Annotated in this window: 9 protein-coding genes; 1 reads left to right on the top strand and 8 read right to left on the bottom strand. The window is 38.7% G+C overall.

From position 1 onward, the window contains the following. Positions 1-8: 8 nt before the first annotated feature. The 7 genes from CW745_RS06750 to CW745_RS06720 form a co-directional block, all read right to left on the bottom strand. On the bottom strand, positions 9-1,556 hold the full coding sequence (locus CW745_RS06750; RefSeq protein WP_101107880.1) for an HD domain-containing phosphohydrolase: 1,548 nt from the start codon (positions 1,554-1,556) through the stop codon (positions 9-11). Continuing rightward, the gene (locus CW745_RS16770; RefSeq protein WP_202973163.1) at positions 1,553-3,172 is read right to left on the bottom strand and encodes a HAMP domain-containing sensor histidine kinase; all 1,620 of its coding nucleotides are present in this window, start codon (positions 3,170-3,172) and stop codon (positions 1,553-1,555) included. The genes CW745_RS06750 and CW745_RS16770 overlap by 4 nt, the downstream gene beginning before the upstream one ends. Positions 3,173-3,498: 326 nt before the next feature. Next, positions 3,499-6,609, bottom strand: coding sequence for an efflux RND transporter permease subunit (locus tag CW745_RS06740; protein ID WP_101107879.1), 3,111 nt, complete (start codon positions 6,607-6,609; stop codon positions 3,499-3,501). Then, positions 6,609-7,952, bottom strand: coding sequence for an HlyD family secretion protein (locus CW745_RS06735; RefSeq protein ID WP_101107878.1), 1,344 nt, complete (start codon positions 7,950-7,952; stop codon positions 6,609-6,611). The genes CW745_RS06740 and CW745_RS06735 overlap by 1 nt, the downstream gene beginning before the upstream one ends. 540 nt (positions 7,953-8,492) lie before the next feature. Continuing rightward, positions 8,493-9,338 (bottom strand): hypothetical protein, encoded by an 846-nt coding sequence (locus CW745_RS06730; protein ID WP_101107877.1) that lies wholly within the window; start codon positions 9,336-9,338, stop codon positions 8,493-8,495. Between the two features lie 80 nt (positions 9,339-9,418). Continuing rightward, a complete protein-coding gene (locus CW745_RS06725; protein WP_101107876.1) occupies positions 9,419-10,294 on the bottom strand; it encodes an EamA family transporter in 876 nt (291 codons plus the stop codon). 60 nt (positions 10,295-10,354) lie between these two features. Continuing rightward, the gene (locus CW745_RS06720) at positions 10,355-10,768 is read right to left on the bottom strand and encodes a CBS domain-containing protein (protein WP_101107875.1); all 414 of its coding nucleotides are present in this window, start codon (positions 10,766-10,768) and stop codon (positions 10,355-10,357) included. A gap of 332 nt (positions 10,769-11,100) precedes the next feature. On the opposite strand from CW745_RS06720, the gene CW745_RS06715 reads away from it, so the two are divergent. Further along, positions 11,101-11,697 (top strand): GNAT family N-acetyltransferase, encoded by a 597-nt coding sequence (locus CW745_RS06715; protein ID WP_101107874.1) that lies wholly within the window; start codon positions 11,101-11,103, stop codon positions 11,695-11,697. A gap of 65 nt (positions 11,698-11,762) precedes the next feature. On the opposite strand, the gene mltF is transcribed toward CW745_RS06715, so the two are convergent. Beyond that, a complete protein-coding gene (gene mltF, locus CW745_RS06710) occupies positions 11,763-13,274 on the bottom strand; it encodes a membrane-bound lytic murein transglycosylase MltF (protein WP_101107873.1) in 1,512 nt (503 codons plus the stop codon). Positions 13,275-13,331 lie beyond the last annotated feature (57 nt).

Raw genomic sequence — 13,331 nt, 5'->3', positions numbered from 1 at the left:
GTAGCGCTTTAATGTGGATCTTTTAACGCATCTTTAATCATTAAAAACTGATCGATATTAGCCAAAAATAATTCGACTAATCGCGGTTCAAAAAATTTTCCAGACTCCGCTTTAATATAGCTTAAAACCTCTTCAATAGGCCAAGGTTTTTTGTAAGCACGTGTTGAGCAAAGTGCGTCAAAGATATCTGCCAATGAACAAATTCGTCCATAGATTGGAATGTCAGTCCCAGATAAACCCTTAGGGTAGCCCATTCCATCCCAGCGTTCATGATGTGTCCCAGCGATAATAGCACCAGCATCAAGTAGTTCTAGTCCTGAGCCATTAAGCATTTGTTCGCCTAATTGAGCATGCGTTTGCATTACTTTCCACTCGTCAGCATCAAGGCGCGCAGGTTTATTGAGAATTCGATCTGGAATGCCTACTTTACCGATGTCGTGTAAGGGAGAAGCAAAATAGAGTGTTTCACACTCCTCCTCTTTCAAACCATATAACGAAGCTAATAGCTGACAATATTTAGCAACACGTTTAACGTGATATCCCGTTTCATTGGAGCGACTTTCGACTACTTCAGTTAAGCGATAGATAACTTCGCGCTGCGAATGTTTCATCAATTCGTGTAGTTCAATATTTTTTAAACCGACAATGAGGTTTTCAGCAAATACTTCCAATAAGTGTTTATCTAATTGACTAAGAGGGTGTTCAGTTGAGATATAGAACATCACTGCATGTGATTCGCTTTTGCAGTAGATCAGCAGTTCATCTGCTGTAAACACTGACTTTCCCTCTTTTAGCGCTTGATTTAATAAGGTCTGAAAAGGCAGTTGGTCGAGATGAGAGCATTGCTCAGATACATTTTCATAGATGCCTGTACCACAAATTGTTTGAATTTTACTCTGCTGAGGAACAAACTCGATGGCGTGACTATTGAGGTTAACTAACATGCTATCGTTAACTTTCATTAAGGTAATAATTTGCTCTAGGGCCGCTTTAGTGAAGGCGATGAAGCCCATTTTATCCATTACTTTTTTAGTCGCTTGGATAACATGTTCCATACCCTGTTTACTGCGATCTAAAATCATAATGTGTTGGTAAGCACGAAGTGCGGTTAAAGTTGCCGTGTACAACTTTTGGGTGGTTAACTCTGTTTTAGCCTTGTAGTCGTTAATATCGTAGTCGCGAATAACAGACTGTTCAGGGGCTTGTCCCGGCTGTCCGGTTCTTAAAACGATGCGTACATTTAAATTAGTATGCTCTTCTCGAATCCATTTCGCTAGCTCTAAACCTGCATGATCAGTTTCCATCACTACATCGAGTAATACCATTGCAATGTCGCTGTTATTTAAGAAAGCCTCTTTTCCTTGCTGTGCAGACATCGCACTAATAAAGTGTAGCGGTCTATTTTCAAAAGAAAAACTTGATAATGCCATCTGAGTGACACGATGAATCTCTTCGTCATCATCGACGATTAAAATATTCCAAGGTGATAATACTTCAGTCGACTGTTGATCCTCTTCTGCAAAAAAGTCATCTTCAAATAGATCGCTATCGTTCATAGGTTCTCCTGAGTAGGTAACGTAATATCAAATTTTAATCCCGATGGTTGGATAGATGATGTCTCAATCTGACCGCCTAATTTCTTGATCATGTTATAAATAATATTTAGCCCTAAGCCTGTTCCTCCTTTGCCTCTTTTAGTCGTATAAAAGGGTTCAAATAGCTTGGCTAAATTATCTTTATTTACACCACGACCAGTATCAAAATAACAAATATGTAAGGAGTCGTTGTTAATCCGTGCATTTACTTCTATATTCCCGCTAGCCTCTACTTCAAATGCATGTATTAGTGAGTTGTTCACTAGGTTAGTGATAATTTGATTTAACTTTCCTGGGCAAATGTAAAAAAATAGATCGCTACTGACATGATTTATAAAAGTGATTGGACGATTCTTAAGTTGGTGTTGAAAGCTCTTCTTAATATTATCAACGATCTCTTTTAGGTTAACCTCTGAAGAGGTATCAATAGATTGGTCAACGGCTAGTTGCTTAAAGCTTTTAATTAAATCGCCTGCACGAGTGAGGTTATCTTGTATAATTTCTGCGCTTTCGGTTGCTGTCTGAAAATAGCTTTCTAGCTGTGATTTTTTCATACTTTTATTATGATAGTGGTGTTCTATTTCTTGTGTTTTAAGCACGAGGTGAGAGGAGGCGGTAATGCCAATTCCGATTGGGGTATTAACCTCATGGGCAACACCTGCAACCAATGCGCCAAGTGAAGCTAATTTTTCAGACTCCACCAACTCCTGTTGTGTTTTTTCAAGTAAATTAACTTTTTCTTTTAGTTGTGTTGATCGCTCTTCAACTATGGATTCTAGATTGTTGTTGATTTCACTCAGTTTTTTTAAATGATTAAATCTGACTATAGTATGACCTAATGCCTGCCCAAATTGTCCGATTATCTCCTTTAACCAGGGTTGCATCGGACGCTTTTTAATTAAATTATCACAGGCTATCCAACCTATTGGTGTTTCGCCATCCCAAATAGCTGCCATTGCATTCCAGCCTTTGCCAATGACTTTGTTGTAATACAGTAGATCTACATCATTCCAAATTTGTACATTTTCGCGGGAAGCTAAGGTCAACTCTACCCATGGAGAGTCTGGAATCGGGCCTCTAAATTGCTTCTCATTTTTGATATTGCCATTTTCATCGGTGCCCCAAGTACCCACCATCTCGTTATTTTCTGTATCGAGCAGTAAAATGGCAAGTCGATCAATATAAAGGTGTTGTTGTGCCTCTAAAATGGCTTGTTGGTAAAGCTCATCTAAAGTTTTTGCTTGGCTAATTCGCATAATTGCATTGTGTAAATGTGACAGTGTATCTGCAAATTTTTGCCAATTATTTTCATCGTTTTTGAGCTGGCTTAATTGATAACAATATAAATTATCAATGTATACGACTTTGTCTAGATATAAAGAAAAGGGGGAAAAATCAGGGGATTGATATTGTGTTGTTGTTAAACCGTTAAAAAAGGTACGAATGTCAGTATCGTAATGAGAAAGCAATTTAGTCAGTGCAGGGCTTTCACAAAAGTAGGCTTGCTCTGCTTCGAAAAGTAACATTAAGTCAGTGGATTGAATACAATATTCTTCAGCCCATTTAGAAATGCTCATAGATACCCTCACTCATTAAGTCATATTAAAAATAGTCTAAAGAGTGAAATATTACGAATTGATAGGTTGTTGTTATTTTTATTTTAAAAGGCTTCTAATACCAAGCAAAGTAAATAGTGAATTGATTTTACTGGTTAAAGCAAGTTACCTATTTCTAGTTTTTTTATAAATATAACAGATAGTTACGTAAACTTTTTTTGAGCTAAGCCACTTCTTCTACATAAAACTTAGATAAAATACTTAATTCGATTAGTATAAACATACATCGCGAGACCTCTATTTGTATCGAACTCTCGCGGTGAATGTGAGCTTTATTACGATATTAACTAATGCTCATCTAGTGCCTTATGTTGATGCACTAAGTTAAAATCTGCCAAAATTGCGTATGCACTTGGAATAATAAATAGGACCAACAAGGTTGAGCTGAAAATACCAAATACAATAGAAATAACAATTGGTTGTACTACCTGAGCTTGCAAGCTGGTTTCAAGCAATAAGGGTAATAATCCCGCAGCCGTAGTGAGTGATGTTAAAAATACGGCGCGGAAACGATCTCTACTGGCTTTGATAACTGACTCATGGACACTCTCACCTTCATCAATATGATGGCGAATATATTGCACTAGTAATATTGAATCGTTGACCACAATGCCGGCCAATGACACAAAACCAAGGATTGATGGCATTGATAGATTGTGTCCAGTTAATAAATGTCCCCAGAACACGCCAATGAGCGCTAATGGAATAGCTAGCATTACCACAAAGGGTTCTAGGTAGCTTCTAAATTGAAAACTCAAAATAGCAAATAAGCCAAACAGACCGATGGTAAATCCTGTCATTAATGAGCTAGACGTTTTTGCGGACTCTTTAGCTGCCCCTTCAAAATCAACCCTTAACCCTGGAAATTCTGCGATTAGTTGCGGAAGAAAATGAGTACGCATATTCGCGATGATCTCCGAACCGTTTGCTTTGTGGCTATCTACATCGGCCATCACTGTCACGGTTCGTTGTGCGTCAATGCGCTGAATACGTACAAAAGAACGCGCACTACTTAAGGTTGCAATAGCGCTCAGCGGTATCTGTGTCTCTTTATCTAAAATGATCGGGAAATTGGCTAATGATTGTAAACTACCGGCCTGTATTTTATTGAGTTGTACTTGGATCTCAATGTTTTCAGGGCCAACTTGAATTTCATCTGCTGTTTGCCCGTAATAGGCCGCTCGTAATTGGCTGGCAATGGTTTGTCCATCAACGCCATAACTTTCTGCACCCGGTTTTAGTTTGATGACGACTTCCTCTTTACCTGGGCGCATATCATCTAAAATCCCATTCACTCCCTGAAATTGACTGAGGTAGGTTTGTAATTCGACTGAAGCTTTTTTCAGTAAATTTAAGTCATCATGCTTTAAGCGCACTTCAATATCTCGTCCAGCAGGCCCCATCGCCGGTTGCTTAAAGACTAACGATAGTGGTGTGCTTAAGCTACCCGTTTCAATACGCCATGCGTCGAGAATCTCTGCGATGAATGTTGTTCTTATCTCGGCAGAGAGAAGATCTAGCCTAACAGTCGCAACATGCGGACCACTTTCACCTGCATCTGCATTAAAATTATATTGTGCGGTAATATCACGAATAAGGTGACTTGGCTCTTGGTGTTTATCTGTTAATTGTTGGCCAACGGCTTCCGCACTACGAATGATATGGTTTGCTACCTGCTCTGTTTGTTTTAAGGTAGATCCTGGTGGAAGAATAATACGTGCTTCGACAATATCGCCATCAAGCTCTGGAAAGGGTAAAAATTTTAACCCGCCACCTGCAACTAATGCAAAAGAAACAAATAAAAGACCAATGGTTCCGCCAATACTCGCATAGCGCCACTTCACGACGAAAGTGACTGCTTTTACTAAAGTCGTGTTTCTAAAGTGTTCGAATTTATTTAAGAAGGTGCGTTTAAACGTTAAGGTACTGTCTTTTTTTTCTGGCTTAGATAATGAGTGGTAGAGGTGACTTGGCAATATTAAAAAAGCTTCAATCAGGCTAACACTTAATACCATGATTAAAACCAAGGGCACAACCGATAGTACTTTACCCATCTGCCCATCTAACCATAGCAGGCTCCCAAAAATGAAAACGGTGGTTAAAAATGAGGAGAGAACCCCGGGAGCGACTTTTTTAACTCCTTTGGTGACCGCTTCATGTACTGGCAGTTTTTTTTCTATATGAGCTGCCACCGATTCGGCAATTACAATGGCATCGTCCATCATAATGCCAATCGCCATCAATAAACCGACAAGGGTCATAATATTGATAGAGACGCCAAAAAGACTCATTAAGAATAACCCGCCTAAAAAGGCTACGGGTAACCCTGCAGATACCCATAGTGAGTAACGTAATGAAAAGAAGAGCCACATGGAGAGGAATACTAAGATGATCCCCTGCCAGCCATTTTTAAGTAGCATGCTAAGGCGATCTTTCAGCAATGATGACATATCATTAGTCATTGTTAAGGTGACGCCTGCTGGTGCAATATTTTGTTGGTGTTCAACAAATGCATTGACTCTCTCTTTAATACGTAATGCATCATCAGCTTTATTTTTTTGAATTTTTAACATGGCAGCAGGTTTGCCATTAAAAAGGATCTTTGCTTCGTCTAATTCAAAACGATCGGTAATGGTTGCAACATCATTTAAGCGCACTACACCTCCATCAGGAAGTGAAGCAACAATAGTTGTCCCTAATGCTTGCGCAGTTACTTTACGTTCATCAAAACGAATCAACAGGTTCTTATCGCTAAGCTCGATGCTGCCAGCTGGCATCTTTACATTTTGCCTTCCGATTTTGTCGGCAATCTGTGTAACGGTTAACCCTAGATGGCGCATATCCTGTTGATTAAGCTCAACACGTAACTGATGATCAGAAAAACCTGCGACGGTCACCAAGCTAACATCATAATCAATCTTTAAACTGCGTTTTAATTTTTCAGCGTAATCTTTAAGGTGGGGCCAACTTGCTTGTGCAGAAATTGCAATATCAACAACGGGCTCAGACCAATCTAGTTCTTTTACTGTTGGCGGTTCTATTTGGGTGGGAAAGTCTTTAATGGCGTTAATTTCAGTCTGAATATCTACTAATGAACGGCCAATATCTGCTTTATCATCCATTTTAACAGTAAGTGATGCAAACCCCTCCTGCGCATCACATTTGGTTTCCTCTATGTTACTTAGCCCATCAACCGCATCTTCCATGCGCAGGCATAAGCTTTCCTCTACTTCAGCAGGAGAAGCGCCCGGATATACAACGTTGGCTATGATGTAGGGAGGGGAAAATTCCGGAAAGGTTTCACGTTTGATGTTACTTAAGTTACTGACACCTAAAACAAAAAAACAAAGCATTAATAGGTTGGCAACCGTTGGATGGCGGGTAAAAAGGTTGATCATTATTTCTTATCCCCATGTTTAGGTTGCTCTTTGTTAGCACTCTCCTCAGCCGAGCCCTGTGTTTTTAAGGCCATTCCAGGGATTGCGGGGATGATATCATTGAGAATAAGTCTTTCCTGAGCTTTAAAGTCACCACTAATAGCAACGCCATGTTTACTTCGAAAGTGAATATTTACTTTACGAATACTGAGATTGTTATCTGAGTCCATAATGTAGATCTGATCGCCATGAAGTGCTTTTTCGGGAATAATAAATTGCTGTGATTGAAAACCTTGTAAACGCGCGGTAACAAACATGCCTTTCGTTAGTGGTGGTTTGTCGGTTAAATCTAGCGCTTTAATATTTTGTTTTACTTCAAGATAAAAACCAATCGTTGCTTGTTCAGGGCTGATATTATCAGCGATACGGGTCAGTGTTGCGGGCCATTGGTTTAATCTATTCCCCATCTGCAGTTCGATATTGGCATTTAGCTTTAGTTTTTCAATATTGGGGAAGTCGCCATTGCTCGTTTTATCTTGTTGTACACTAAGCATCAGTGATTCGGCATCTTTTAATGACAGCTCTGCTTTGATTTCTACCGTGCCTAACTGTTGTGCTTCAAACATGGTGTTACCAATCGTGACCGCTTGTGCTTGCTCAATATCGACGGCAGCAATACGTGCATCAAAGGGTAATACAATGTTGGTGTTCTTGAGTTGTCTTTGTGCATCTTCAAGTAAGGCTTGGTTTATATTAAGTTGTGCTTGTGCAACTTTTTTATCGTCGGGTAGTAGCTTTAGTGAACTACTTAAATCCTGAACTAATTTAGTTTGCCCTAATAAGGTTTGATTTTGTGATTCGACCTCAGAATTGGAGATGAGGTTTTTTTTCTGAAGCTCTAATTTACGTTGATACTCTTGATTAACCAGCGATAGTTTTTGTTTCTCAATATTGAGGCTATCAGTTAGGTTCTTTTGTTGTTGTTCTATTTGCATTAATTGTGCATTAGCAATATTCACATTTGCCAATGCTTGTGCATGTTTTAGCTGATATTCAAGCGGATCAATTTGTAATACTAACGTACCTGCCGTTAATAGGCGGCCGCTTTCTAAATCTGGATGACGATAGATTACTTTACCACTGACTTCTGCAATAGCTTGCCAACTATGCTTAGGGGCAACTCTCCCATAAGCTATCACCTCTGGCGCGCTCTCGGTTAGCACCAATGATTGCACTTCTACCAAGCGTGCTTTATCAAAATTAGGTTGTACTTCTGGAGAAGATTTTAAGAGGATAGCAAGCACTAATATAATAACCCCAGCTAATATTCCCGGAATAAGTAAACGTTTTTTTACAGGGTTCATAAAATCTCCTTGCTGACATCAGTATTGATATTATGGGGTGACCATAATTGGTTATATTGTAATGCTTTTTTAGTTAATCAGGCAGAATAATGACACATTGAAAAATGTTTATACCAATTGAATTAAGTATGTTATTTAATTCTTTTACCTGAAAGTGGATTAAAACAGGCGAAATTTTACATAAAGGTTTGTTCCATTTTCGACAATTTCAACGCAACGATAAGTTATACCAAATCCATTAAATAACTGATCATTTCTACTGGTTAAAAGAAGCTATCTTTGCGTTAAATTTTTTGCAAATAGAACAACTATTTACTGTAACTCTCGCCTTGTGCTACCTCCTTTTTCCTACGTAAAATTTGAACACTATATTAGTGGAATTGGTATTATTTTAACCTGTAAAATAGACCTGTTATTTATTTTGTTTGGTATTCTAGGTGAAGGTGCCAATATATTGGTGTTTGTATTTGTTATTCGCAAACTGAATAGGGGGAGTCAGGTATGCAATTCATACCTGGTTTTTCTATATGGTGGTTAAGGTTATTGCGTTAAATCCTGCCATCCTTTTACATTCGCGTTATAAAAACCTGCTTGTGTGAAAGCTTTGTTGATTACCCCTTCGGCTCTTAGTTTTTTAATACCGTTATTTAATGTCGTCAAAACTTCGTGGTGATGGGTATCTTGTGCTGAAATAACAAAGTGTCGACTACCTAATAAGCTGACTTTTATATTTTTAATTGGGACGAATCGATAACCGCCTTCAGTAAAGCCCATATCTTCAGTGGGCTTGAAACTCGATAAAATAAAATCCCCTCGCTCTGCGATTAAGAGTTTGATCATCGTATCCCACTTATTCGCATCAATCACTTTTTTAAGTGGAAGGCTGGCAAGTGTATTCCAATCAGGTATCCATGCCGCTACAGAAATAGCGGTTAATGAGGGGAGATCGTTTATGTTACTGATAGTCAGAGGGTTTGTAGAAAGCTTAAATAATCCTGCTTGATATTCACCCTCAGCTACAATTGCGTCGCTTGCAACGCAATATTGTCTGAGTTCTTCAATATCGTAGTTCCATAAACTGGAAGCTGAAAGGGTGATAGTGCCATTTTGCAGAGAGCGTTTGATGCGCGCATAATTTGGTTGCAGGACCCATTCGACGGGATCATTAAGGCCACCTGCCTTTAGGGCTTGTAGTAATAAAACCACTTCGATAACACTTCTTCTCGCTCCATTACCATCATACTCTTTTATCTCGTATACAGAGCGACCCGCTAAGTAAGTATTATATTTATTGAGTAGGTTTTCGGTAATTCCTATCTTTAATGGTTCTGATGCAGTTGTAGCGTTTGCTAAGAGAACTAAAAAAATAACAACACAGGTTTTCATAAAGGCCCATCACTTGGATATTAAAATGATAAGTATAGAAGAAAATAGATAGGAAACTCAGTGTTGCTTTAATTCTGTTTTTAAATGTTACGTTTCTGGTAGAACACCACAAGAGGGGAGATCAATGAAGTTGCAATCATTAACGCCATCAGTAGATATTGGGTATAGCTAAAATTATCACCGACTAAAATTAATCCGGTTAAAATACCTGCAATTGGATTGCTAATTCCTGCAAACGTAAACTCTACTACACTCATTCGACTCAATAGCCATACATAAAGAGTGTAAGCAAGCATGGTGTTTAATACGATTAACCAAGTTAAGCCAATCGCATTTAAAGTCGTAACGTTTTGTAACGCCACTATATATTGATTTGGTGACCATGCTGCCTGAATCGATGCCACCAAGGTGAGTGCTACACCACCAATAATCAATTGCCAGCATAATACCGGCCACCAAGCGATGCGATTACCTAGTGTTTTAGTGATATTGCTTCCAATAACGATACAGTTAATTGCGGCAAACATCGCAAGTAAACCGACTGGGTTAAGTGTCAAATTGAATGGGTCAAACAGTAACCAAGCAAGCACCACTAAAATTGCGCCGGAAAATAACTGTATTGAAGTGGGCTTTTGTTTGTGTACCACCCAGTAAAAAAACATGGCAAAAACGGGGAGTGAAACCATGCCAACACCAGATATAGCTGAGGGGAGCGTTTGTGCCATGACAAATAATAAACTAAAAAAGAGTGCGATATTAATAACACCTAAGCGAATTAAAATAGGCCAATGTTGTCGCGCGGGTATGGTTGGTTTAATCGCTAATAATAGTAAGCCCGCTGGCAATGCACGTAATGCACCAAGTAATAGTGGTGGCCACCCTGCTAGTGTATATTGAGTCACAGCATAAGTGGTCCCCCATAAAAAAGCGGCTAACATTGCTAGAAGAATATTCATTGCGATCCTGTAAAAATAATGAGTTGGAGCGCTCCGTTTTAGCCATTATATGTAAAGGCTTTAGTTGGAATGTGAGCACTGCGCAAGGTTGTTGTGTAAGTGTACCAGAAGATCAACACGCTTTAGGATACCCACTAATTTTTCCCCCTTAAGCACTGGAAAAATATCTTCAGGTGATGCCTGCGTTTTAATCGCTACTTCTGATAAAGATTCATCTTCGGTAAGAGCTGTAAATTGTTTTGCCATAATATCGTTGACTCGAACTGGTTTATCACAATGATAAGCACCGACTAATAAGGCTTTTTGACAGTCAACTAAAGACACCATACCTAACAACTTGTTATCTGCATTTACTACTGGAACTTGGGCCTGCTGACTTTGGATTAATGTATCAATGATCTTAGTTAATGGAGTTTGGCATTGAACGTTAATAGGTTGCTTGTGAATTATGCTATCGATATTTAATTGAGTCATAATGTTTTCCTTTCGATTGTTAGTAAGGAAACAATACTACTTAATGTTCGATAGGTTAAATCGTTTATTTGTATTGAATTGATAGTTTTTGCGTTTTTTTAATCTCTTTTTAGCGTTCGCTGTATTCTTTGTCAGTGATTATAAATGTAATTAGGTTTATTATAATTGCACTCAACTCTATTCAAAAATGCTTATATATCTCCAAATCACTTCATATAGTGTGTTTAGTGTTACTTAACTCTGGTGAACCAGCATAGTGTATTAGGTTATTACATAAATTTTGTCTATTCAGAATTGAGCTTGTTCTTTCTTAAATTAACTACGGAATTATTATGTCATTTGAGATTCGCCCTTACCATCCTGATGATTTAGATGCACTTTACAGGATATGTTTACAAACCGGAGATTCAGGAAAAGATGCAACCGATCTGGTTGAAGATACTAAATTGCTTGGCCACTATTATATGGCTCCTTATGTTAATTTTGAGCCAGAGATCTGTTTTGTTGTTGTCCATAACCAAGCACTATGTGGCTATATCATCGGTTGCAAATCATCCTCTTCGTTTGCACTGAAGTGCGAAAAAAGTTGGTTTCCTGATCTAAGGTTGCAATATATTTCGCCTGAAACCTCGGATTTAAGTTATGACGCTCGATTAAAACGACTCATTCATATTGGCTATCAACCACGCGTTGAGTATGTAGATTACCCTGCACATCTGCATATTAATTTACTTCCTGCGACGCAAGGGCATGGCATTGGACGGAAGTTAATAACCACCTTTCTTAAGCATTTGAAGGCATTGCAGATATCTGGAGTGCACCTTGAGGTATCTAGAAGTAATGCAAGTGCGATTTCATTTTATGAAAAACTAGGGTTTACTGCGATTTGTGAATTTGAACACTCAATCGGCTACGGTATCAAGCTATAACGCTTCTCGTGTTAAATGATAATCTGTTTGAGCGCATCATTTAAATAGATGCGCATATCCTGTGCTTATTCAGAGGGCTGTGTTGCTAAAGCTTGACTTTGAGTCTCCTTTTTATCTTTATTCGCTTCTTCAACGACCGCGTGACTAGCTGCTTCTATGGCAGCCAATCGGTCTAGTTCTGCTTGTTTTTCCTGCTCAATGCGCAATGCTTTATCGCGTTCTGAAATAAACCAATTTAGCGTTAATAAATATTGGCGAATATTATTAACGTAATGTTGCGCTTCACTGCCTCGTGCATAACCATAGCGCGTTTTGCTATACCATTTCTTTTGATGTAAAAGGGGTAAATTATCTTTTACGTCGGTCCATGAATTAGGGTTTTGTTTTTTCATGGTGGTAATGCGTCTTGCATCCATCAAATGCCCGTAACCAATATTATAACTGGCTAAAGCGAACCATACTTTTTCATCATCATTAATACTGTCAGGCAAACGTTTTATTAGCTGTGATAAATATTTTGCACCGCCTTGAATACTTTGCTCGGCATCTAAACGGTTTTTAATGCCGATATAGTCCGCCGTGTCTAAGGTTAGCATCATCATTCCTCGCACGCCTGTTGGCGATTTCGCATAGGGGTTCCAATGTGACTCTTGATAACTTACGGCCGCGAGTAGTTGCCAGTCTACCTCTGCATTAGCATATTTTTTAAACAGCATTTCATACTTAGGAAGTTTGCTTTTAATGCGTTTTAAGAAGATACGTGTATCGACATAATCGAAATGTTCAACATGGCCAAAATACTTCTCTTCAAGACCTGCAATGGTTTGATCATTATATTTATTGCCAATAAATTCGATCATGCCAGAGTAAAGGCTATCGTCGATATTACGTTTGATAAGCCAAGCAACAGGTTGTTTTTCTGAGATAGTAAAAGCTTCTGCTAATACAGGGTAGTAGCGCTGTTTTTGAGCTAATGTTGAGCTATCGACAATGGCAAAAGTGACTTCTTTTTCAGCGACTTTGCGTAATAACGTTTCTTGATCTTCATTGTCAAAAGTTAACACTTCAATGTTCGGTTCCTCTTCCATTAAAGCGCTGAGTGTCTCTGCATGGCTACTGTCTTTTAAGACGGCAATATCTTTGTTTACATCGCCAATTCGACGTGGGCGGTAAGTTCCTTTGCGATAAACCACCTTTTGAGAAACGTAGTAATAAGGAGGCGAACTACGGTATTTTTCTGCGCGCTTAGGGGTAAGTGTTAATCCTGCCCCCAAGAAATCGACTTCTTGGTTATCTAACGCGAGAAAGAGCTCGTTGAGAGAAGGGTATTCTTTAATGGTTAATTTTACATTCAGGTAGGCGGCAAATTGTACAGCTAGTTCATAATCTAAGCCGCTATAATTATCGCCATCATAGCTGTAAGTCAGTGAGCTATTGATTGTTCCCATGATGATATCACCACGTTTTTGAATTTTTTCTAAGCTACTGGTTTGTACAAACGGATTGCAGCCCGCTACGAATAAAAGAGCAAAGCTAATTAAGAGTAACTTCATTGAAAAGAATAATTTTATGGGCATAGCAAGGTCCGGATCTAAACTTTAACACTATTTTGTTTGTTTTTTAAACAAAACTAG

Source organism: Psychromonas sp. psych-6C06 (genome assembly GCF_002835465.1).
In the GTDB taxonomy this organism is placed as follows: Bacteria; Pseudomonadota; Gammaproteobacteria; order Enterobacterales; family Psychromonadaceae; genus Psychromonas.
This window is presented reverse-complemented; position numbering and strand designations above follow the sequence as displayed.

What these genes read in the sequence shown, in the direction of transcription:
- CW745_RS06750 (WP_101107880.1), bottom strand. Translation starts at nt 1,556, where the DNA reads ATGAACGATAGCGATCTATTTGAAGATGACTTTTTTGCAGAAGAGGAT.
- CW745_RS16770 (WP_202973163.1), bottom strand. Translation starts at nt 3,172, where the DNA reads ATGAGCATTTCTAAATGGGCTGAAGAATATTGTATTCAATCCACTGAC.
- CW745_RS06740 (WP_101107879.1), bottom strand. Translation starts at nt 6,609, where the DNA reads ATGATCAACCTTTTTACCCGCCATCCAACGGTTGCCAACCTATTAATG.
- CW745_RS06735 (WP_101107878.1), bottom strand. Translation starts at nt 7,952, where the DNA reads ATGAACCCTGTAAAAAAACGTTTACTTATTCCGGGAATATTAGCTGGG.
- CW745_RS06730 (WP_101107877.1), bottom strand. Translation starts at nt 9,338, where the DNA reads ATGAAAACCTGTGTTGTTATTTTTTTAGTTCTCTTAGCAAACGCTACA.
- CW745_RS06725 (WP_101107876.1), bottom strand. Translation starts at nt 10,294, where the DNA reads ATGAATATTCTTCTAGCAATGTTAGCCGCTTTTTTATGGGGGACCACT.
- CW745_RS06720 (WP_101107875.1), bottom strand. Translation starts at nt 10,768, where the DNA reads ATGACTCAATTAAATATCGATAGCATAATTCACAAGCAACCTATTAAC.
- CW745_RS06715 (WP_101107874.1), top strand. Translation starts at nt 11,101, where the DNA reads ATGTCATTTGAGATTCGCCCTTACCATCCTGATGATTTAGATGCACTT.
- mltF (WP_101107873.1), bottom strand. Translation starts at nt 13,274, where the DNA reads ATGCCCATAAAATTATTCTTTTCAATGAAGTTACTCTTAATTAGCTTT.